At 41.6% G+C, this 21444-nt stretch carries 21 protein-coding genes; 7 read left to right on the forward strand and 14 right to left on the reverse strand.

Going from position 1 to position 21444, the window contains the following annotated elements:
* Positions 1 to 174: 174 nt before the first annotated feature.
* The 8 genes from K0H61_RS08945 to K0H61_RS08980 all read right to left on the reverse strand — a co-directional run bounded on the left by K0H61_RS08945 (position 175) and on the right by K0H61_RS08980 (position 7511).
* A complete protein-coding gene (locus K0H61_RS08945; RefSeq protein ID WP_220052330.1) occupies positions 175 to 516 on the reverse strand; it encodes a hypothetical protein in 342 nt (113 codons plus the stop codon).
* A 251-nt stretch (positions 517 to 767) separates the two neighbouring features.
* A complete protein-coding gene (locus K0H61_RS08950) occupies positions 768 to 977 on the reverse strand; it encodes a hypothetical protein (RefSeq protein ID WP_220052334.1) in 210 nt (69 codons plus the stop codon).
* A 612-nt stretch (positions 978 to 1589) separates the two neighbouring features.
* Positions 1590 to 2273: a HupE/UreJ family protein gene (locus tag K0H61_RS08955; protein ID WP_220052336.1), complete on the reverse strand. Its 684-nt coding sequence runs from the start codon at positions 2271 to 2273 to the stop codon at positions 1590 to 1592.
* A gap of 96 nt (positions 2274 to 2369) precedes the next feature.
* Positions 2370 to 2969: a HupE/UreJ family protein gene (locus tag K0H61_RS08960; RefSeq protein WP_220052337.1), complete on the reverse strand. Its 600-nt coding sequence runs from the start codon at positions 2967 to 2969 to the stop codon at positions 2370 to 2372.
* A gap of 66 nt (positions 2970 to 3035) precedes the next feature.
* Entirely contained in the window at positions 3036 to 4034 is a 999-nt protein-coding gene (locus K0H61_RS08965) for a HupE/UreJ family protein (protein ID WP_220052339.1), read from the reverse strand.
* Positions 4031 to 4840 carry a peptidylprolyl isomerase gene (locus K0H61_RS08970; protein ID WP_258406048.1) on the reverse strand — a complete coding sequence of 270 codons (810 nt, stop codon included), beginning with the start codon at positions 4838 to 4840 and terminating at the stop codon, positions 4031 to 4033. The genes K0H61_RS08965 and K0H61_RS08970 overlap by 4 nt, the downstream gene beginning before the upstream one ends.
* Before the next feature lie 156 nt (positions 4841 to 4996).
* Positions 4997 to 6964: a DUF3604 domain-containing protein gene (locus K0H61_RS08975; protein WP_258406037.1), complete on the reverse strand. Its 1968-nt coding sequence runs from the start codon at positions 6962 to 6964 to the stop codon at positions 4997 to 4999.
* Positions 6965 to 7352: 388 nt separating this feature from the next.
* Complete coding sequence (locus K0H61_RS08980; protein ID WP_220052341.1) at positions 7353 to 7511, reverse strand: hypothetical protein; 159 nt, start codon at positions 7509 to 7511, stop codon at positions 7353 to 7355.
* Positions 7512 to 7663: 152 nt separating this feature from the next.
* On the opposite strand from K0H61_RS08980, the gene K0H61_RS08985 reads away from it, so the two are divergent.
* Entirely contained in the window at positions 7664 to 7888 is a 225-nt protein-coding gene (locus tag K0H61_RS08985; protein WP_220052342.1) for an alpha/beta fold hydrolase, read from the forward strand.
* Between the two features lie 781 nt (positions 7889 to 8669).
* On the opposite strand, the gene K0H61_RS08990 is transcribed toward K0H61_RS08985, so the two are convergent.
* From K0H61_RS08990 to K0H61_RS09005, 4 genes are all read right to left on the reverse strand, one after another.
* Positions 8670 to 11111 carry a hypothetical protein gene (locus K0H61_RS08990; protein WP_220052343.1) on the reverse strand — a complete coding sequence of 814 codons (2442 nt, stop codon included), beginning with the start codon at positions 11109 to 11111 and terminating at the stop codon, positions 8670 to 8672.
* Between the two features lie 150 nt (positions 11112 to 11261).
* Positions 11262 to 11663 (reverse strand): nucleotidyltransferase domain-containing protein, encoded by a 402-nt coding sequence (locus K0H61_RS08995; RefSeq protein WP_220052344.1) that lies wholly within the window; start codon positions 11661 to 11663, stop codon positions 11262 to 11264.
* A gap of 52 nt (positions 11664 to 11715) precedes the next feature.
* Positions 11716 to 12027: a hypothetical protein gene (locus tag K0H61_RS09000; protein ID WP_220052345.1), complete on the reverse strand. Its 312-nt coding sequence runs from the start codon at positions 12025 to 12027 to the stop codon at positions 11716 to 11718.
* A gap of 600 nt (positions 12028 to 12627) precedes the next feature.
* Positions 12628 to 12843 carry a hypothetical protein gene (locus tag K0H61_RS09005; RefSeq protein ID WP_220052811.1) on the reverse strand — a complete coding sequence of 72 codons (216 nt, stop codon included), beginning with the start codon at positions 12841 to 12843 and terminating at the stop codon, positions 12628 to 12630.
* A 226-nt stretch (positions 12844 to 13069) separates the two neighbouring features.
* Between K0H61_RS09005 and K0H61_RS09010 the strand changes: the two genes are divergently transcribed.
* The 6 genes from K0H61_RS09010 (at position 13070) to K0H61_RS09035 (ending at position 18957) form a co-directional block, all read left to right on the forward strand.
* Positions 13070 to 13498, forward strand: a complete 429-nt coding sequence (locus tag K0H61_RS09010; RefSeq protein WP_220052346.1) for a DUF6957 family protein — start codon at positions 13070 to 13072, stop codon at positions 13496 to 13498.
* 556 nt (positions 13499 to 14054) lie between these two features.
* The gene (locus tag K0H61_RS09015; protein ID WP_220052348.1) at positions 14055 to 14648 is read left to right on the forward strand and encodes a PDDEXK family nuclease; all 594 of its coding nucleotides are present in this window, start codon (positions 14055 to 14057) and stop codon (positions 14646 to 14648) included.
* A gap of 2 nt (positions 14649 to 14650) precedes the next feature.
* Positions 14651 to 15085 carry a hypothetical protein gene (locus K0H61_RS09020; protein WP_220052349.1) on the forward strand — a complete coding sequence of 145 codons (435 nt, stop codon included), beginning with the start codon at positions 14651 to 14653 and terminating at the stop codon, positions 15083 to 15085.
* Complete coding sequence (locus tag K0H61_RS09025) at positions 15061 to 16644, forward strand: TnsB C-terminal domain-containing protein (RefSeq protein WP_220052350.1); 1584 nt, start codon at positions 15061 to 15063, stop codon at positions 16642 to 16644. The genes K0H61_RS09020 and K0H61_RS09025 overlap by 25 nt, the downstream gene beginning before the upstream one ends.
* A 142-nt stretch (positions 16645 to 16786) precedes the next feature.
* Positions 16787 to 17596: a TniB family NTP-binding protein gene (locus tag K0H61_RS09030; RefSeq protein WP_220052352.1), complete on the forward strand. Its 810-nt coding sequence runs from the start codon at positions 16787 to 16789 to the stop codon at positions 17594 to 17596.
* Complete coding sequence (locus K0H61_RS09035; RefSeq protein WP_220052354.1) at positions 17596 to 18957, forward strand: hypothetical protein; 1362 nt, start codon at positions 17596 to 17598, stop codon at positions 18955 to 18957. The genes K0H61_RS09030 and K0H61_RS09035 overlap by 1 nt, the downstream gene beginning before the upstream one ends.
* A 778-nt stretch (positions 18958 to 19735) precedes the next feature.
* On the opposite strand, the gene K0H61_RS09040 is transcribed toward K0H61_RS09035, so the two are convergent.
* Both K0H61_RS09040 and K0H61_RS09045 read right to left on the reverse strand, forming a co-directional pair.
* On the reverse strand, positions 19736 to 20992 hold the full coding sequence (locus K0H61_RS09040; protein WP_220052356.1) for a Y-family DNA polymerase: 1257 nt from the start codon (positions 20990 to 20992) through the stop codon (positions 19736 to 19738).
* Positions 20980 to 21306, reverse strand: a complete 327-nt coding sequence (locus K0H61_RS09045; protein WP_350355041.1) for a LexA family protein — start codon at positions 21304 to 21306, stop codon at positions 20980 to 20982. Before K0H61_RS09045 ends, K0H61_RS09040 begins: the two co-directional genes overlap by 13 nt.
* Positions 21307 to 21444 lie beyond the last annotated feature (138 nt).

Genomic DNA, 21444 nt, shown 5'->3' on the forward strand with positions numbered 1-21444 from the left:
TACTTAAATTGGACAGGCATTGATTTCCGTAACTCCGAATGGGGCAGCAAAACCACAATGATAAGGTAAAGACTCGACCTCTAGTCGTCTAGTCATTTATCTGTTTTATAAATTTATTACTTAAGATAAAAGGCGCTCCCTAAATAGGGAATGCCTTGAATAGAATGTTGAGACTCATATTGAGTGTTTTTTTACCGTGACAATGAATTTCTGATCACCAAAATTTAGTTCAGCTTCACGATTGAGATCTAAAACTACATCTGTTTTGCTTGAATATTCACCCATTACAAAATCTAAGTTCATAATAACTTGTTCGTCTGATTTTTTATGAACAATGACCCCAAATGTTTTAAGTTGGTCATCAGAATATGATGCCAGCTTTCCTTCATCAGCTTTAAAAGTCAAATTCCCTTCGTATTCTGCTCCTACCATATATTTTGCGGATATATCGTAAGTCTCAGCATAAGCTGTCAAGCTGCAACCTGCTAATAAGGCAATTAATAAATGCTTTTTCATTGTTCAAAATCCTTTCTGTATAAATGTAAAAAAATCAAGATTTTTGCTACGACGACTACATCCTTAAGTCGAGGATACAATTTTGTAACATAATGTATTTTATGTCAATTTAGGTATTTGAAAGTGATTCTCGGTCAAAATGCAATGTGTAACATTACTAAAATTTGGTCATCGACTAAAAACCTTCGAACTCAATACAACTGCCCATAACTCTCTTTGGGGGCAAAAAATAGCACCGTGATGTAATGACATTACTTTTGAAACCATTTTTCTACTTCGGTGGGGTTCTTCTTTATATAAAAATGAATAAAGAACTCACAGATCAAATACAATATGGTTAATATTAAAGCACCACCAAACTGTAGATTTTCAAATGCTCCCTGCGAATATATGGTTGCAGTTGCAACAACACAGAAAGCTATAAAAATCGACCAAAATGCAGTTTTCTGATTTTTGCTCATCGTCCTATCCATGATTTCAAAATGTTATTCGTACGCTGAGCGTTAAGCCCGTCAGGCCAGTGAATCACTACTGATGCCGTAGACACTTTCTATCATTACTAAATTTAGGTCAATAAACCAGTACCAAGTAGTGCTAGTTCAGTCATCTGAAACAAGTTTTGGGGCTTCGTCGTATTAGAATCTCCCCCTTCCCTGCCAGGGACAATTCCTTGTTAACGTTTTTGCTCTAATCTCGATTTCTCGGATTATCATAAGTATTGCAACCCGCATTTAGCGCTAAAGAAACTGAGGAAGGAATTTCCTAAATCACAGGCAGATGCAGCTACAATAATTTCCTGAACGAGCTTCAGTGCTTCAGTTTTAAATTCTGGAGTGTGAATGTTTTGGGGGTATCAATAAGCGAGTTTACTAATTTAGCGAGACATCCAAAATAATTGGATCAGATCAAGGAACCTAACTATTCGAGTATAGGAAGGATAAATGAATAAGCAAAAGCAGAAGATCAAGATATTTACTAATAAATAACAATCACTTAAATCGTATAAATAATTTCATCCGTCAATTAAATTACACATACATTTAAGCACATATTAGGTATCTAAAACCGCAAACTTATAAACCTAGTCCTTTAAGATACCAGCCAAACATCAAGATGCCACTGGCACATACCCAACTGCCAAATACCCGCACGGCAATCTTTGACCAAGCCGCTTTTAAGGTCACAACTAAGGCACTAAAGAGTGTCATCAGGATAAACAATGTGATGACAGTGCCAATGAGCCCCAAGAGTCCTGACCCCGTGTGCATAAATCCACTTTGAATTGTTTCATTTTGCAGGGCTTCGCCATTAATCGCCCCATGACATACGCCAATTAACGCCATCACGAAAATGAGTATCCCTTTAGGTAGCAACAAGTCCGCCGCCAAAATCAGGCCTAAAAAAACAAAGGAGAAGGCGGCAATCGGCCAAGTCGTATCAATCGTCACTTGCAGTCCAATGAACCCACCGATAGCCCAAGCGATAGGAAAAACAAACATGCCCAATCTCCCCGTTTTTGCGCCCATTAAGCCGCAGTAAAGCGCGAGGGTGATAGTAGTCAGCAAATCTTCTGGAGTAATAAATAAATGGCTTATCCCATCGTAGACTGGCCCTAAACCTGTGTTCACCAGATGGGCATGGGCGGTGCTTGGCAGCATTAACCCAAGCAGAATAAGTAACTTAATCAAAAGTAGCTTAGTGAAATGAAATGGATTGGTTAACGTACTCGCCAACCTAGGGGCGCTAGTTTGTCTCAATTGAGTGTCCTAAAAATATCCTATAAAAGATTGGCTTAAACCTGTGCCTATTGGGCTATTGACTAGGTCTATGGTCTAGGCCTCAGAACTAATAGTCTATGCCATGGCCTGCCATAAAAAGACTCCGCCCATCAGCATCACGATGGAGCCTGCAGCGCGAAGGGCTAATCGTCCGTACTGGAATCGATGCAGTAGCCCTAAACCAATCCCAATACCATGTAATAGCCCAGTCCCGACCACAAAGCCCATCGAATAGAGTAAACCGCTCTGCCCCTCGGGAAGTTCAGTGCCATGGGCATAACCGTGAAACAGTGCAAAGAAGCCCACTAGGGCGACAATGAGCTGCATATTGCCTTTAACTTCGAACAGCACCATAAGCCCGAGCACGATAGCCGATATCGCAATGCCGGCCTCCACACTTGGGAATGGCACCCCGAGCAAACCTAACATGCCACCAAAGGCCATCATCATCGGAAAAACGACGGGTAACAGCCACACTGCGGGACGACCAAGCTGCGCGCCCCAGATCCCAATGGCCACCATTGCCAGAATATGATCTAACCCCGACCAGGGATGACCAAGCCCTGTGGTAAAGCCTAAGGCTTGGTGACTGTCGACATGGGCCTCTGCCCAAAATGGCAACAGGGCGATAATAAGAAGCAGTCGATACGAATAGTGACTTATTTTTAAATGCATTCTTTTCCCTTTAACTCACTTATATAAGGTCAATTACAACACAGGTCTTATTACCCTCGCCTGCGACTACAGCATTAATGTCCTTTGGATTGTCCAGTAGGCCCCAAGTCCACCCACGGTATAACCCGGTAGCCAAGTCACCCAGCGAGGCCATTGCAGCTGTAATACCCTAAAGGCAGCCACAAGACAGAGGGCTAAGATAACAAAGCCAATTTGTCCGAGCTCGACCCCGATATTAAAGGACAGCAACGCCAGCGGGAGTTCAGATTTCGGCATGCCCGTAGTGCTTAAGCCGCTGGCGAACCCAAAGCCGTGCAAAAGACCGAAACCAAAGGCAATCAACCACGGATAATCTATGGTCAGGCTGCGCTGCCCTCGCCTTGCCCTGACAATTTCTGGCCCAAGAAAGAGGATCGAAAGCGCAATGGCAGCGTTGAGTGGCGGCAGTGGCATTATCGCAAGCCCCAAGGTCGCTAAACCTAGGGTGAGTGAATGTGCAAGGGTAAAGGAGGTAATGGTTTTAAATAACGCCAGTTTAGATTGGACAATCAGCATTAAGCCAAGCACAAACAACAGATGATCAACACCTAATAAAATATGGTGAATACCCAGCTCGGTATACTCAAGGGCGGTTTGGGCATGACTCCTCTCCCCCCTTAGCGTGATTGAAGCTTTAGTCGGGCTCGCAAGGTAGGTAAATTGACTGCCATCCTTTAGCTCAGTGCGAATCATCACATCGGTGATAGTCTGCTCAAGCTTGGGGAAAGAAAGCGTGGCTCCATTAAATTGCCCCGCTTCGATTGCTACAATCTTGGTGGTGATATTGGCATCTTTAGTCGCAAACTGGGTAACTGGCGCCACTAATTTCCAGCTTTCTGGCAGCACTAATGAGGCTGGATGGGGTTTACCGTAATAGATAGGTGCCTTCCACACTACTTGATAACGCAGGTTATCGAGCTGTTTTATTTCAACAACCCCGGGCTGACTCTCATGGGCCAGCGCCTGAAATCCAAGGATGGTTAACAGCAAACTCAACAGCACAACAAAACGGCAGCAGTGCTTCATCGTGCCGCCCCCTGGGAAGTCGATGGGGCCGGCGCGGGGCTATCAATCACCACGGAATATTGGTCCCGCAGCAATTGGTACTCGGCATCTAACAATTGTTGTCTGCGCTCACTTATTAGTCCCTGCTCGACGCTGACTTTAACTTCCTCAAGCGTTGGCAGATAACCGGGAATTTTTTGTTCCACTCTGACTAAGTGGTAACCGTAGAGTGAGCGTACAGGGCCAAACCATTTACCGGGCTCAAGGCGATCAACTTCATCGGCAAAGGCCTGACCAAATTGGTTCCTTAGGGTGACAAGCGACATCATCGATTGGCGTCTATCCAGCAGGGTTGCATCCCCGAGTTCGTCAATATTGAGCTCCGACCCAGCCTGATTGAGCGTTGTGAGTACGGTAGAAGATAATTGATTTAGCGCCTCAATGTTATGACTAGGGCTAAAGAACACCTGGGAGAAACTCAGTTGCCCTTCGATATAGAACGCTTTCTGATGGCGTTTTAGGTAATCCTGCTGCGCCTGAATGCTGGGGGCATCGTTTGCGGCGAGGTCGATATAGATGGATTCTAATTTCATCCTTAACCTTCGTTTGATATAGAGATCATCATTATCGAGCCCAAGATTCAGCGCCTCCTGGTAGGTAATTTCATCCCGCACCTTTTCCTCAATCAACCGGGATAACTCTTGCTCTGTGGGTAAACGCTGCCAGGTATTGGCGAAGTTGTGACGCATATTGTCGATATCGGCTTGGGTCACGTGGATGCTTTTTTGAGAGGTGACTTCTGGGGTGGAGTTTCGATAGTCAAACACCAAAAACAACGAGGCTCCTATCAATAAGAAATGCAATAAAGGTTCGCGCAAAAATGTTCTCATAAACCGCCATTATTGTTATTCAGTGAAACGCTTCACTTGTACCTTAAACTTACTATATCAGTAAGTTAAGGTAACAAGTGAAGCACTCATCCACTATTTTTTAGGGGCATACCAAATGGGTGATGAATAGGCACGCTCGTTGACAGTCATTGGCACGTCTTCGGTAAACTTAGCTTCTGCAAAATAAGCTTTGTCGTAGGCCGTCCAACGTGGGGTTGGAATTTCAATGACGCGGGCGTAGTAAAACGCCTTGAGTGAGGGATCAAAGTCTGGATCCTTCCACACAGTGATAAGTTCGGGCGCGCCTATGGTGTTGGACCAAGTCACATTGGCCACATCCACAGTGTTACCCACGGGGGGCAGTTTACCCTTGTCATCGAGCTTACGATCCCCTGCCCAGACCACGTTATAGATTTGCTCCTGCGGTACACCTTTCTTATCGAGCCAGCCCTTAACGATTTGGATCCTATCTAAGTTACCCGAATAGGGATCCTTAGCCGCAGCAACTAAGAAGCTTGGCGCTTTGGCGCCATTGGTTGGTGTCGTGAGATCGCCCCCCATAGGCACGCCCTTACTGTAACCAATCGCCCCTGGATTACGACCAAGGGCATCTTTTTCTTCAAAGGTCCAACCGCCAAAGAAACGCAGGAATATTCGGGTACCCGTTGTGGCGTAGACTTCCTTACGCTTCATCGCATCCCAAATCGATGCACGGGTGTTTTCATCTGACCAGACCGCAGTCAAACCCGACGCCCCGAGTTGCCAATCTTTTACGGTGCGGCCTTCAAAGTCGAAGGCGTTACCGACGGAGCGCTCGGCGCTAGGTTCACTTGCGGGGAATTTACCGAAGTAGTTATTTTCCTCGGTGGATGAAATCCCCGTGTGATCATCGGAAGAACCGACAAGTCCAAATTTGAAGGGGTTAGTGCCGTATTTACCCTCCAGCTTCAACCCCTGTTTTAGGGCTTCCCTTGCATATTCCCGCTCGATCATCCCAGGCTTTTTAGGCACTACGTTTAGGTTACCTTTGTCCCAAATTTCGAAATTGGCGAACTCGTCATTAGGGGCAAGTGTAGGATGCTGCTCCGAAGTACCTTTACTTTGGGTGATTTCGTATAAAGGTTCCCAGCGAGCGCGGGTCTCGGCCCATTTGGCATCGATGGGTTTACCATCTGGCGTTTCGGTGGAGAACATTAATCCGTTTGATAGGTTACCGTTATGGGGAACGGCAAGCACTTGACCTCCGGTTTTATCCTCGAAGGCCTGCATCCAATCCCATAATTTATTTGGGATTTCGGTATCGAAGGTCGTTAACGGGCGGACTTGATCCGCTAAAGCTTTACCGTCACGGTACACCACGTTACGGTGAAGGTTGTTACCGCCGCCGTAGTTTGAGGTCCATTCATAACCAATCAGCGCAGTAAAAGTGCCAGGCTTGTTATGACCTTCAACGATGGCGGTCATCTCATGCCAAATGTCCATTTGCACATTTTTATCTGTCATAGGTTTGGGGATTTTACCTTGCCCCTGCAGCGTGATCATTTCCATCACGACTTTAGTGGCTTCCTCTCCGCCCTTCACCATCCCCTCGTGCCAGCGCTTAAGGGTCGGATCCGTCATTAAGGAACTCTTACCATCTAACACCGCACTCATGACCCCCATAGCATCGGAGTGGTCGGCGACCATCATCCAATCGTAGGGCCTAGAAAGTTTCACCTGTTGCCCCGTACTCGAGGTAATTTCTTGGCCCTCGGCATATTTTAAGGCTTCATCGGGCCCAACACGGGTACCCGCGGCAATCGCATCCGCCGACCAAGAGGTGTGCAAATGCAACTCGCCCCATAGGGGACGTGTGGGGTAACTACGACCCGCGTAGGGTGAATAACCGGGTTGTTTGAAAAATTGGGCAATTTGTTTTGGATTGATGGTGCCGGCGTCTGTAGTGACGCTTTCTTCGGCATATGCATTCAGCGCCATCAGGGCGCAGCAAAGTGAAATGGACGAACTGATAAGACTTGGTTTTGTTAACAAACTGCGCGGTTTATTCCAATGCAAATACATGTTGAACCTCCACTTTAATCCCTTTTAATAACAAACGTTTGTCAAATACCTTAACGAATATCCCGTGCAATAAAGTGCACTCAGATAAGGTTTTGATGGCCTATGTTTAATCATCAAATAATAAGCAGCTAGCCTGCTAATCCCCTATAAGGAATTCCCTATAAGGCATTAGCCTAAAAGGGTGTAGTTGAGCCAACGGCAAGCGGTTAAAGATTAAACTACAGGTTTAGCATATAAACCCAGTTCCTGCGTCAGTCACTATGGTTAAACTTTTGAGACTCAAGCAGATATACGCTCGTACACCACTCAATTCACTCTGGCAACGAGCGAATGAGTATCAAAAAAAACCAATAACTGTATATTTATACAGCCACCAATTATTCCCATCCTAAGGCGGGTTAATCTGGCCGCCACCTAGGGCGCGGTAGAGGGCAATTTTCGCTAATTGTTTATCCCATAGCATTTGGCTATAGGCAAGCTGAGCATGCCGAATATCCAACAACGTGAAATGTCGTGGTATTTCTCTTCTTCCAACTGCCAATGGCACAAGATCTTCTAGCTGCTGAAGATTGGAAACTGTTTAAAGAATGGATTCGTAATCACTCTGAATAGGAGCACTGGAAAGAAGTCTTTAAAGAAGGTAAAGACATTGTTCCAGGGCTTAACTGGTATCGCAATGCGTTAAATTTAGAACGCCCGATGAAACCTGAAGATCTTGGTGTCGTACAAGCACCTTGCTTAGGTATCTGGTCTGAACATGACCATTATTTAGGTGAGAAGCAGATGAAAGACTCTGTCCATTTCATCGGTGAAAATGCCAGCTTTGAATTCGCGCGTGTGAATGATGTAACTCACTGGGTACAACTCGATAAACCTGAAGAAATTAACCAACTTATACTTAAATTTACGTCTAAACATTGCTAAGACTCGGAATATTGTGATGGGTTATAAAGCCAGCAACTTGATGTCGCTGGCTTTTCTGTATATGTGCAACCGAGTCGTAAATTTTTATGGAAAAACCATGAAAGCATTGCTAATGGCAACACTCTGTAAACAAAGAAAGGGGCAATCGATAGCTAAATGGTTTTATATCTGCGGTATTTGATGATCTTTTCTCCTATCAATGAGGCTACATATATCGCTAACGACAACTCCACTATGTCAATCAGGAGTGTCGGAGACAAAGATAATTCACCCGCTATCAAATAAGTAATGGAATAGCCAAAAACTTCGCTAATCAGGTACACCAACAGACAATTCAATACATAATTATTCGCAGATTTTATGTACAGCAATGCAAAAAGGACAATATCGATCAGGATTGCTATGCCGTCCGTCGCTACCACATTGAGTGTACTGGGGGAACCTTCATTTTCGAACGCATTAAGTCCAAAAACGAATCCATTCAATACGTTGAATATAAACATTAAAATTGTAAATCTTATTACTATCATTGAGATATTAAAATCACCTTTTGATTGGTTAATGAAGATGCTGATTTAACAACATACCACATTGCGACATTACTAAAATTAGGTCAATAAGTGTGTATCACACCTAGCCTAAATTTATGATGCTGACTCGCAATGGGGCATCGTCGAATTAGAATTAGAATTAGAATCTACTCCTTCCCTGCCAGGGACAGAAATAAGTTGGAAAACATCTCCAACTTATTTCTTCAGTTCTAGTACAAAAATAGTACAGATTACTTATTCTCATCCATTTGGTTTTTTTTGATTGCTTTATGAACCCTTTGGAAACTATCATCTCCCAATGAAAATGCCTCCTCAAGGTCGAAGTATGAGGGAGCACTACTATAAGCTCGCCAGCAACTTCTCAAATACTCTCTAAAAATGGTTGTTCTTGCATATCTGCTCGCAATAGTTAGACATGATATGTCTACTATTAGTTCGCTTCTGGAAAGTTCGTCCATGATTGGTGTATCAAACAGCATCGCATCAAGATATGCAAATTCACCAAGCCACCTCTTAATATGATACGCACCGATAGTAGTTATCCTAAAACTATCTGGCATGTCTCCAATAAGATTACTATCTTCGTCTTCTTCAAACGTAACTCTTAGCGAGGTTTCTATCAGCTTTTTGTTCGTGGCTCTCCTCAATGCGGATTCTATCTGATTTATTGTAAAGCCAGCGTTTTGACATTCCTCTATCAAAGTTTCTGTCCTACAAAACCCATCTTTGTCCAAATGCCCCCCTTTCGTATCAAGATACGAAATAACAACTGGGACTAAGAAGTGTTCATTTGGATCTGCATTACATATATCGAGCACGTTCATTGAAATTGATGTATCTGGACTGTAGTGAGAGTAATCACCTAAAAGGGCCTGTTTAGAAAATTCATGTACAGGAATTCGATAGTCTCCTTCCGTCTCCATTATATCAATTATCTTTTGTGCCTCTACGTTCGGAGATCCGATGAAACCAGTAACGAACTCTATTACCGCACGAATATTGCCACCAGTAATGTTCGTTAAAAACTCGTTTAGCTCTTTGTTATTTTGTAGTGATCGAACTAATGCTTCCAAGAATAAGGCTAAATTTTCAGATCGAACAGAAGGTAAATCGATCGCATGCTCTCCTCTAGCTAATTTAGCTGCGAACCGTAGCCTTTTTTCCACAACTTGGTCTACACGTGGTGGAGAGATGGTAAAGATTTTGTGTGGATAAGCTGTTAACGCACCTGAACGTTTAGATTTATAAAACGTTTGTGGTCGCACAGACAGAAATACAGTAGCTTTCCATTCTTTGGCTAGCTCTTGGGAAATAATAAAAGCTTCCTGTTGAATGTCGAAGTCTCGTTGGTCAGCATTATCAATACAAATTATGACTTGTTTTTTCCGCCCCTTCGCAATATGTTCTACCGAGCGCTTCATATGGTTGCTTTTGTTTTCTACAAGGTTTGCTAGTTCTTCTATAAGCTTTTCTTGGTATTTTTCTGGGTTTGAATCTTTGTACGCTCCCCATAAGCCTTTGGCAAACCTTCGAATTTCACTATCATATACCCCATGAATAAAATTGTTATCGTAGGTGTCAACTTCATATTGTGTAAGTAATTGATGCTCAATCTGATCTAAAATAAATGAGTTTATGTCTGTATTTAGAGAGGCATTTGCACCTAAGTCAATGTAGACATAAATAGCCTTATTAAACTCTTCGTGTGCGCTGTTATGCCTTAAATTCTTTACGAAAGATGTTTTTCCGACTCCCACATCCCCTATTAGAACTATAGGACGCCTAGATAATGCTTCCGCCACGATATCAGGCGAGAAATTTGAGCCTTTTTGAGATTTTACAGGTTGAACTGATGGTTGCTCTTCTGATGCACTAAAGATTGCAGCGTACCTTGCCTCAAGTACATTCTTGCTGAGTAAAGCATATTTATTTAACGCTCCACTTTCGCAGTAACAGTCTTTGTAGAAATTACTCTCTAGCTCAGGGTTATCCATTACATCTTGTATGAACAACTCAGAAAGCTGTTTAAGTGAAGCTTGTACTTCACTTGGATACCTAATCTTTGGATAATCGACCAATTGGCTCGAAAGCTTATTTGGAAGCCTTTTATCACCAGTAGTCAGTAATCTAAAAAGCCTATTCTCTTCAATACCAGCTTTTGATAAATAGTTCCAAGCTTGCGTGAAGTGATGATGCATATGTTCAAGTGAAGTAAAAACTAGTGCATCTCCATCAAAAACATCGACACCATCGGTTCGCGAAGCCAAAAATGCTACATATTGGTGACCATTGGTAACAAGCGCCAAGGGAACACCTCGTCTAGCACAATAAGTCTGCACTTGTTCAATAGCTTCCTTAAGAGCTGTATTAGCTTCGAAAAGAGATTGAATCGGTATAGTCAACTTTAGTGATAGCCCCGCAGGTATCTCAAATGGGGTACCTTCTCGTTTAGCTTCAACAACAAGTATTCTTGGTTTTCCTAATTCATAGTCAGTAAAGCCATTTTTTGACTCATGCTTCTCAACTTCAATATCGTCTCGCCAGTTAAAGCAATCTTCCAAAACTCTATCTATTATATGAAATCGAGTTTGTGCTTCATTCTTAATATCTGCCTTTCCATACTTCTCAGCCAGCTCAAAAAGGACTTGTCGAGCCTGATGTAGATCATTCATTTTTTATCCTTAGTAACATAAGGCTATCTCAATTTTTTAAACATGAGAAAATCACTAATAGCATAATAATTTGATTAGAAAAACTAGGTCAAATCAGCTGGCTTAAAAATGTGTGCTAAAGACTTCTTAACTCACTTTGGGGCACTTAATTTAATGGCGCTGCCAAAGACATACCGCCTTGCCTTCAATAAATGAATGTAAAAGTATTGATGCGTCGCGAATACCTTCAGGAACCTCATTTAATTTTCTACCACGATATGTAGCCTGACCTTCATCTACAGCGAGCCAATTGAAATCTGAGAATTCGAATTGAAAAGAAGTTGGTTGCCCTTCAAGTAAGACGTTTCCAGATGGGCCTTTCCATAGCACATCAATTCCCTCAACTCTTGAGGTAGTAGCTTGTGGTTCGCTTGTTGAGAATACAAGAAGATCCCAATCTGATGCTGCGTGAGTATTACCAGAAGCACGCGAGCCTATAAGCCAAATTTCCATAATGCTTGAGTCATTGGCTAATTGAAAAACTAAATCTTTAATTTTTCCTGGAATTTCCATTGGTTCATTGCTTCCACGCTTACATACCAACGCTAAGTGCAGCGGCGGCTTGTTAAATTTTGTTTTCAACTACTTTTATATGATAGTCACTAATTTCTTGATTTATTTCCCGCAGCTTAGAGTCTAAGTCTGCGTAAGCATTACGACATGCCTCCATACCGCTAGAGGAAGACGGCATTAGTTGAGCAAGCTTTTCTTGATGAGCCATAAGCTCAAGATAATGCTGACGAAAAGCAAGTAGAGAATTTAGCCTTCCAATATCGTTTGCCTTGCGAGCTTCTCTGGCAGACCAACGAGCATAAAGTGCAGATAAGCCTGCAACTAAAGCAGAAATAATTGCAATTGTTTCAGCCATTGGAGGCATTCAATTTACTCCATGATTTTTTTGGATATTTCAGTTGGCACATACTTTCTAAACAGGCAATTTAACGCCCACAACAGGGGCCAAACGGAGTGCAGCCAATTTTCGGTAAAATGAGCGCAGCGAACCGCAAATTGGCGGAGCGTAGTTTGGCACCTTGCTTGTGATTGTGTACGCCCAGCATGGGCATGAACTAATGAGGTGAAAGTCCTCTGTAGGAAGGTCACCGTTCGATAACATGCTGTTATTAAACGTTAACTACTAGCGAATGGCAAGGGCTTATCCGCGAAGATGGGTCTGAAGGAAGCCGCTAGCAAATTTGCGAGCTGATGAACAAGAACATCATATGAGGCGTAGGCTAGAGGTGAGTTGGCACAAGACGACGAAACCACGTGATCTAATGGCCACCTTAAATGATGCAGCAGTGCAAAGAAAGTTCATGTTCTTATCTGGGGAGATCTGTTTAACATGCGATCGGTTATTAACCAGTAAGGCTCTGGTCTACAAATGCCTTGGCTTTTCAATTTCATCGACTGGAAAGAGCGAATCAGATGAAAACCGATAGCGCATGACGGGGCAACTTGGCATGTGATTAAGCAGAAGTCAGCAGATGGCATAGTAGCCCAACGCCCATCGTAATGGATGGGATATGGTGAAGGCCTGGACTGTTAATTTGCGTTTTAAATCTGCAATTGACTTGCTTTCGCTGCTCTTTTTTAGTGAAAGTCCTTCGTAGCCAAGACTTACCTTAAAATTCTCCATGTTGGGCGTAAATCTTGCCTTATTCCCAGAGGGGGTTTTGCTATTTAAATCTGCCATAAATCCCCCTGCATCATTTAGATATTACTTCAAACCGAATGATCGTTGCCATCCAGAGACAAGTGGATAGTGCTATTTCGTGGTATTTATATTAAACACACTTGCAGAATGGATAAGCTCTACTAAACTAAAATTGGGTTGCTATATACCGCGTAAAAACAGTTGATTATGAAGAGTAAAACAACTGCTTTTATGCAATTCAAACATGTGAATTCAGGAGCAACTCATGCCAGAAATATTAATCCTTCAAAACATAATGCATAAAGAACTGTTCTCTCTTGCGGGCAGCTTGACGCCGTATGGTTGTCAAATGGAGGACATTGAACAGATGAAATTACATTGTCGTTCAATCAATCCCTCAAAAGCGCTGTGCGTAGTGAAAGACTGGATCATTTTAGTTAAACACGTCGAGCAATCAGGTACAGAAGATACCCCCCTTGATAAACTCGTACTGGCGACGAACGTTATCGAAGATGAAAAAGGTCGTTTCCCGCCAGGAGGTTGGGTAAGAACATCATGGTGTATGAATATTCACCATGACGCCATCTTTGAAACAGGGAATACTTTCTACATCCTTGTTGGAAACGGAAACTGCAAGCACCTCTACCCTGAGGAATTTTTAGCACGAATGAAATTGCTTAGAGATTTAGTTTAATTAACGTACTGCCCCCAAGGGTCTTTTGACAAAGACCCTTTTCTTACGAAATAAAGCTTCAAATCTGACGTGCGTTCTACCCTATTGACTTCTAACACCTAATTTTAAACAATCGTATGAAAATTTAGATTTGGCTATAAAAAATCCAAAAGTTAGAATAAAATATTCTATGCGGGGGATAGTGTTAATTTTGTTGAGCACATTTTTCACGAGAATAGTCAAAAATCGCAATTATAAAAATTCTAACTATCTATTTTTAATACGCTCGCTAAAACAGTGTTGGCAACCGTTTAATCTATAACTTTACTTTTTAGATGCTTACGTCAGAACAATTCGCGCAAATGAGGGTGTTGATCATTTCAAAAATACTGTTCAACATGAGCTCAATTTCTAACGATACTCACTAAAAGCACTTAAATGCCGACCACCTACCGTTCAGATTAAGTCTCAAACAAAGCCAGTTTACAGCGGGCATAACTTTTAAATTTACCTCTTTATTTACTAAACTGCAACAATGCGGGCGGATATTTTTTGCCCAGAATTAGTGGAGGACTCGATGACTAGAGCGCTTGTGAAGTTACACCGCGGTAAGGGTAAGCACCTATTCTTCAGCAAAAAGAATCAAGTCTTACTGCGTTTAGAAAGTTATTTGGAACGTGACTACGCACTTCGACTTGAATTTGATGATGATGTCATCAGCTACTGCTGCCAACCCGAGACTTGCCACACTGACCGCGGGCAACGCACTCCCGATTTTTTAGTCAAACGCAGCAACGAACGCTTTGAATACATTGAAGTGCATTTAGCAAGCAGAGTTGATGACGAGTACAGAGCTCGAATGAAGTATTTCAATGATTATATCTACGCAAAATCAAGACGTACGTTTTTATTAGTGACTGATGAAGATATGAATAAAGTGGCCTCAAAAAACCTAGATTTTCTGTACGAATACAAAAGCCTAGGCTTCAGTTATGAGCTTTCAAACTTACCCGAAGAATTATCGCTAGCAATGCTTATTCATTATTTTGAAGAATCGAGTATGTCACGCAACAATGCACATGCTGCAGCACTTTCAACGATTGCTGATGCCATTTATGCTTTTGATATGAAAGAAATTTTAAGTCATTCGACATTGCTAAAAAGGAACTGACTATGCATTTGCCGTTTAATGCATTGCGATCAAACATGCAATTTTTGCACAACACCAGTGGTCAACTGCTTACAGTAAAAGCAGTGACTGCTGCGAATATCTTCTTTGAAGATACTGAAAATTCAACTGCATTGTCGATGACTTTGCATGAATTTAATGATGCACTCATGCGTGAAACAGTCATTCAGTTTCAGCATACTACTACAGTGATATTGAATGAATCTCAGACTCGCGAGATGAAACGTCGATTATTTTTTATCAATACTCACAATAAGTTGCTTGAAATTGGTGAAATATCTGAAATGGATTGTCAAAAAAATGCTATGCCGCTTTTAGACAACATATCAAAGACAATTTCACGAAATTTGCTGATGACATTCCCTCATTGTCAACATTCGCGCGATGGAAAAAAATGTGGATCGAAGGCGGCAAGGTAGACACTGCTGTCGCTCCGTCCCTCATTCTCCCTGCTAAAAGAAAAGATTTTGCAGTTATCGAACACGCAAAAGCCTACTTATTTGACGCGATTATTCGCTCGAATGCGAATCCCTCGATAAGTGCAATTTATGCGAGTTATCGAGAAGAATCAGTTCGCTTAGTCGAAATGGGAAAACTCACTGACATTATTGAAGAGCGACATTTCTACAGAATGCGTCAAAAAATCAATAATGCAGACATAGAGCTTGCTAAAGCGAATTCAAATACGAGAGCAAAAATATTACGTGGACTAGGATATAACACCGCCCCGCCTTTTGCGCTTGACAGAGTCGAAGTAGACAGAGTTCAAATGAATTTGGGATTAATACATGATTCTGACAGCTCTTACACTGGCCCGATTAGCATGTATATTGCGATTGATTGTTGCACGCGTGTCTTGCTCGGAATCGTTGTTGAATTTGACGCGCCCGAGACATCGAACGGCGTCATCGCGTTAATGCGTCAAATGCTTGTGCCACTTTCAGAAAAATCACCTTTTGCGGGTGTCCCGAAGAAAATCGTTTTTGATAACGGCCCCGGCATGAAAAGTGTTAATTTACAACAGGTTTTGAGCAATTTAAAAATCACTGATATCTATTACGCACCGCCAGAACAGCCTTGGAGGAAGCCATTCATAGAATCATTCAATAATTTAATTGTTGATGAATTCTTTAAAAAAGTGCGTTTTGTAGACGTAGATGGGAATTCACGAATCGGGATACCAGGGTTTCTCGAAAAGCAACGTCAACAAGATGAAAATTACATAAAAGTTAAGCTTCAAGATATCGCTTGCTTGCAAGTGTCTCATTTTATGAAAGCATTAACCCAATGGATTGATCAATATCATAACGAAGACATACATCCGTCATTGAAGATGACTCCGCGGCAAAAATGGGAAGAATCAATGCAATATAAACCTATTTTGCCCTGTTCACTCAACACACAAATTCAAGCATTTCACGTAAATCAACAGCAAAAAGTTCAGAAATTGCAATCCCGCGGTTGGGTGCAAGTGCGCGGGCAAAGATTCTATAGTAAAGAAGCACTTGAATTGTATTTAGCATGTTGTGTCGGGAAGAAACTCACAGAAAGCATCGATGTTGAAGTGAAATACAGTATTGATGATGCGCGTCATGTCAGCATCAGTGTGATAAAACCTAGCGAAAAAGTGGCTACAACAATTCTTGTGCCAAACCGCAATATTAGTTCTATGCCAAATCCTATTTCTTTTGAAGAACTTGAGACACCAAAATTTACACGACGTGGTGTATGTGTCTACGAAATCGAACGACTACCTACGCCATCGAAAAAGCGAAAAAATAAACGTAGCGTTCAATCTGATTCATTCGAAACAAATTTAGAAAATAATCTCTCAGCTGACGATGTTATTGCAAATTCACACCGCAAATTTTCGCCTTATAACAAGAGCACTTACGACAAAAAATCATTAACAAACCAAGATGTGCTTGTAGATAACTTTACTATTAATACTGACGATGAAGAAAACGATTTAATATGATGACGTGTACACAAACTCAGCAACAACTCATTGAACCTGCACTACCGAGTGACATTTTCGCTTACTCATCTGTGTTAAAAGCTTGGAGTGAAATGCACAGAACTCACAAAACTTTTTTTTTAGTAAAAATAAACAGTACGGATTGCTGATTTTCGGAAATTCGGGTTCGGGTATAAGTGAGTTAAAAAAATCTTATGCCAGTTGTTTTCCAGAAATCCCAAGCTTTGAGTCGACAATTAAACGCGTGCTTTCAATCGACGTGCGAGAACATACTCTGACACCCATCGGACTCATGGAACAGATAATCGAAGCAATTGGAGCTACTCCGGTTAAAGACACTCGTGGCAGTAAAATACGTCATCAATGTTTACATTTGTTAAAAGAACATAGAGTTGAACTGATGTTGTTCGATGAAGCTCAGCATTTATTGCCAGAGAAGGAGGGTGCACAAGGCCTCCGCATGGTGAAGTTTTTCACAGAAATGATAGACCAATTTAAGATCCCCTTCGTGTTATTCGGCACGCACAAAGCAAAACGAATCCAGTCCTTCGGCCAACATGATCTAAAACCCATTGATGATGAACAACTCTCTCGTCGAATGTTTCCACCTGTCGAACTGGAACCGCTCAAACCCAGGACAAGTCAATGGGTAAAATGCATGCAGCATTTTTTAAACAAACATCATATTTCGACTGATTATGCTAATGAAAGCATCCGCAATCGGTTATTTCTCGCTCAGCAATATAAGACGTTTAGTCATTTAGCGATGCTTTTCGAAGAACATCAATTTATGAACATCTCTAATTCTGATGAGCTCCTTTTGGAGCTAAAGAGGAGTTACGACAAAAATCTCAATAATTTCGGAGTAAATCCGTTCGATGAATCAAAAGTGGATGAGCAAGATGTGCTTGATTTACTGACTTTAATACGTAGAAAAATGGAGACAGAATAATGAAGTTGACTGTGACTCCCAAGCTGCTAGATAAAGAGTCATCGATTGGTTTCTTGCTACGACTCGCGCAGCGCAATGGCTATTTATCTATTCAAGATCTTGTGAATCAGTCTGTCATCAGAGCAAATGTGCCCAACGTTGATCCAAAATCTCTCTCAACATTTTCACAGTTAGCGAATGTCAAAGCCTACGAATACAGCAGTCATGAGCTGTGGAAGTTTACTTGTTCAATCAACCCGAGGATTTGTTTAGCATGCATCAAGTCTGCTGGACTCATTCATCAAACACATCTCGATGCTACAGTTTACCGTTGTACAAAGCATGACTTAAACTTAGTAAATCAATGTTTTCATTGTAGAAAAAGTTTACGTTGGGACATAGCGTTAACGAATGGACTTTGTACAAATGAAGAATGTGGCAAGAAATTAATTCAGATCGACACGACTGTTCCCGAAAATTTAACACGTGAACAAGTCTTAGATTGCTTGACGATGTCGCATTTCATATCAGCTCCCTGCTCTACTTACATCACTCAAAAAAAGTTTGTTGAAATTGATGATTATGCATTAGCCTTAGAAAATGGTTATAAGGTATTAACTCAAAAGGATATTTTCGTAGAATGGGAGTGCCGTCAAGCTTTCAGCTCTGCAGATGAATATCCATCAGATTTAAATTTTGTTTCCTCATGGCTAGTGAAAAAAATTCTTCGTAGCAATTGGCCAATTCATTCAATAATAAATCCCCCTAAAATAACTAAGCAAATAGAATCGAAGTCAGAAAAATCACTTTGGCTCAATTATAACACTGCGACTAATATCTTAAAAATGAGCAGACCGGACATTATGTTATTAAAAGAATTTGGATTAATTTTTATTCGTGGAAATACTCGTCTAACATTGAATTCCGTCATAGATATTTCACCAATTTTCAGAATGTTAGCGGTTCATTCAAAGACTGATAGTAATCTCGATACTAGTATTTATTCAGCAAGCTTATTAATGCATCAAAATTTAACATCTCTTGCTGATATATTGATAGGGATCAAAAATAAAAGATTAAACACAAGATATTTGCCATCGTCAGATATAAGTTCTTCATTATATGTAGACATGAGTGAATTTAGGGAGTTTTGCCAAGAACAACTTAAAGATAAAATGAATTTAATCATAGACTTGGGAGAAGCTGTAAAAATTACTTCCCTGAGTAATTCCGTCTTGAAAAGCATAAAGAAACAAGGGGTTATACAAAGCCCTCGACGTAATCCATATAGTGATGATGAATTTTGTTATTGTAGTGACGCTATCAAAATTCGTGATATGAACAGAGTCGGACAACTGAGTCTGGCATTAGAAAATTATTAACTAAATCCCCCTCACTTTCTTAACCCTCAGTCCCGAATCACTCCTGGATTCGGGATACTGCACTGTCATTACCTTCGTAATCCTCACCTGTCACCATCTATTCAGCATAGTTATCATTGAACTCATAATTAAATTGAGATAAGTTTGGATAATCTACACTTTTTCATCTCAGTTATTTGAGTCAAACAACAATCTTTTGGAAATTATTCTCATCGGGAAGATCAATTTTGTAAACTATTCTCATTGGGAAGATCAATTTTTTAAATGCTTAAATTTTTAAGTTCATGATTTGTTTAATTTGCTATGATCTGAGAATCTCATCGGGAACGTCAATTACCAAATTTGTGGTAATTGATCTTCCCGATGAAAATCCTTGATCAGATGAGAATAGCCTTACTTATTGAAATTTAAATCAAACATGTGAATTCCCCCTTTGTTATCACGTCCAAAAAGCCGATTTAATTTCCAAAAATACTGACTTATATTCCCAACCAAAATACTGAAATTCGTATTGATGAACGCGTTCCTACGTGCATGCTTTATCTTTTTCGTGATGGTTGATCCTCAGTTTTTGCGCTGTTGCGCCTAGGCCTATTATTAATTAAGGTCTGAAATCGGTAATTGAGGATTAACTTTGTGGTATGAAACGTTCTAAATGGAAATGCTGACTGGTTTTTGATGACGTTTTACGGTTTATAAATGTAACGCTACGTGAATCTTTCGATAGATAGCCTTGCTAAACGTTCCAGAATTCACGTAGCGTCACCTGTATTTGAGTTCAGCATTTGATGCTCGGTATGCAGTCCCATCTTGTCGAATATTGCGGTGTTAAAAACTCCCTTCGCATTGCCCATTTCTGTTCAATGCCTTGTGCGGCCAAAAACACGGTGTCACGTCCAAATTGTTGATTAATACTATCAAACGCGGTCATCAGCGCGGGATTGGCTTTGGCACGATTGAATAAATCAAACTGTTGAAAATATGCACTTTCAAGTTCTATTAGACCGACACCAATCTTGTAGTATCTGATGCCTTGTCGAAATAATTGCGGCGCGGCGACTGTCATTGCTTGGGTCATTTCTATGGTGCAGTTCGTGGCGCAAGGAAAATGAATAAGTGTTTTAAAGCCGAGTGGACGCTCATCGTAGGGAGAATTATTGGCAAAAATCAGCATGGTCTTACAACGAGAACCTTGTGCCCTCGCCTTTGCTGCTGCAATGCCGACGTGTTTACTGAGTGCTTGCAGTAATGAGTCAAAATCCGTGATGCGTTCGCCGACTGAGCGAGTCGAAAATATCTGTTGTTTATCTGCCTTCGTTTGGTCCCATTCCTTACAAGCCACACCGTTAAGTTCGCGTACGGTTCGCTCGATGTCGACACTGAATTGCTTTCTTGCCAGTCCTGGCGGCATTTGTGCTAACTGATAGGCGCTACGTATATCCATAAGCTCAAGCTTTTTAGTGATTTTGCGCCCTATTCCCCAGACATCTGTGACTGAAAGTTGTTTTAGGATAGCAATGCGGTCAGGTTCATTATCAATCAAACAAACACCTTGGTAACCCGCTAATTTCTTAGCGGCATGATTGGCGGCTTTGGCTAAGGTCAATGTGGGTCCTAGTCCAACACACACAGGTAAACGTGCTTCCTTCCACACCGTTTTACGAATAAGTTGGCCATGGGTTAAAAGGCATGGAATGGCAGTATGACAATGTTTAAACGACAGGAAGGACTCATCGATGGAATAAATGTGTTGCTCAGGGGCAAACTGGCCAATGATGTCCATCATTTTGGCTGACAAATCCGCATAAAGCTCGTAATTACTGGAGCATACAATAACGCCCAGTTTTTCGCATGGTTCCTTGACTTGAAAATATGCAGCAAACTTAGGGATACCGAGCTCCTTTGCCTGACGGTTTGCTGCCACAATGCATCCATCATTGTTGCTGAGGACGATGACAGGTTTTCCACGCCAGTCAGGACGAAAGACTTGTTCTGCTGAGCAATAAAACGAGTTGGCATCGACTAGTGCGTACATGGCCATGTACTCAATAAAGAAGATTTGAAGTGGAACCGTACTGAACTTGTCACCACACCTTCCACACTGAAGGTATCAAAATCTCGAATTGGGATGGCGGGATAACGTTCATTTGATGACAGTAACAGCCTGCGTTTCTTATCAAATATTTTGCAGACAAACTCACCGTTAAACTGCCCGACGATAACAGAACCTTGCTGAGCAAGGGTTTTCCTATCAACAATTATGACATCACCATTGAAAATGCCTTCATCCTGCATTGAATCTCCGCGAGCAATGCCGAACCAGGTCGCAGAAGGATGCCCTAAGAGCAAGTCATCAAGACCACCTCGAAGGTGTGAATACTCAAACGATGGCGCGACGATGGCCTTGATGTGTTGGTGTTGTCTGAGTGAACGAATGACGACGCCTTCAACCGTGAAATCATATTAATTGTGTATGGGTATGCTTTA

It is taken from the genome of Shewanella acanthi, assembly GCF_019457475.1.
Classification (GTDB): Bacteria; Pseudomonadota; Gammaproteobacteria; order Enterobacterales; family Shewanellaceae; genus Shewanella; species Shewanella acanthi.

What these genes read in the sequence shown, in the direction of transcription:
- K0H61_RS08945 (WP_220052330.1), bottom strand. Translation starts at nt 516, where the DNA reads ATGAAAAAGCATTTATTAATTGCCTTATTAGCAGGTTGCAGCTTGACA.
- K0H61_RS08950 (WP_220052334.1), bottom strand. Translation starts at nt 977, where the DNA reads ATGAGCAAAAATCAGAAAACTGCATTTTGGTCGATTTTTATAGCTTTC.
- K0H61_RS08960 (WP_220052337.1), bottom strand. Translation starts at nt 2,969, where the DNA reads ATGCATTTAAAAATAAGTCACTATTCGTATCGACTGCTTCTTATTATC.
- K0H61_RS08965 (WP_220052339.1), bottom strand. Translation starts at nt 4,034, where the DNA reads ATGAAGCACTGCTGCCGTTTTGTTGTGCTGTTGAGTTTGCTGTTAACC.
- K0H61_RS08975 (WP_258406037.1), bottom strand. Translation starts at nt 6,964, where the DNA reads ATGTATTTGCATTGGAATAAACCGCGCAGTTTGTTAACAAAACCAAGT.
- K0H61_RS08985 (WP_220052342.1), top strand. Translation starts at nt 7,664, where the DNA reads ATGAAACCTGAAGATCTTGGTGTCGTACAAGCACCTTGCTTAGGTATC.
- K0H61_RS08990 (WP_220052343.1), bottom strand. Translation starts at nt 11,111, where the DNA reads ATGAATGATCTACATCAGGCTCGACAAGTCCTTTTTGAGCTGGCTGAG.
- K0H61_RS08995 (WP_220052344.1), bottom strand. Translation starts at nt 11,663, where the DNA reads ATGGAAATTCCAGGAAAAATTAAAGATTTAGTTTTTCAATTAGCCAAT.
- K0H61_RS09000 (WP_220052345.1), bottom strand. Translation starts at nt 12,027, where the DNA reads ATGCCTCCAATGGCTGAAACAATTGCAATTATTTCTGCTTTAGTTGCA.
- K0H61_RS09005 (WP_220052811.1), bottom strand. Translation starts at nt 12,843, where the DNA reads ATGGCAGATTTAAATAGCAAAACCCCCTCTGGGAATAAGGCAAGATTT.
- K0H61_RS09010 (WP_220052346.1), top strand. Translation starts at nt 13,070, where the DNA reads ATGCCAGAAATATTAATCCTTCAAAACATAATGCATAAAGAACTGTTC.
- K0H61_RS09015 (WP_220052348.1), top strand. Translation starts at nt 14,055, where the DNA reads ATGACTAGAGCGCTTGTGAAGTTACACCGCGGTAAGGGTAAGCACCTA.
- K0H61_RS09020 (WP_220052349.1), top strand. Translation starts at nt 14,651, where the DNA reads ATGCATTTGCCGTTTAATGCATTGCGATCAAACATGCAATTTTTGCAC.
- K0H61_RS09025 (WP_220052350.1), top strand. Translation starts at nt 15,061, where the DNA reads ATGTGGATCGAAGGCGGCAAGGTAGACACTGCTGTCGCTCCGTCCCTC.
- K0H61_RS09035 (WP_220052354.1), top strand. Translation starts at nt 17,596, where the DNA reads ATGAAGTTGACTGTGACTCCCAAGCTGCTAGATAAAGAGTCATCGATT.
- K0H61_RS09040 (WP_220052356.1), bottom strand. Translation starts at nt 20,992, where the DNA reads ATGTACGCACTAGTCGATGCCAACTCGTTTTATTGCTCAGCAGAACAA.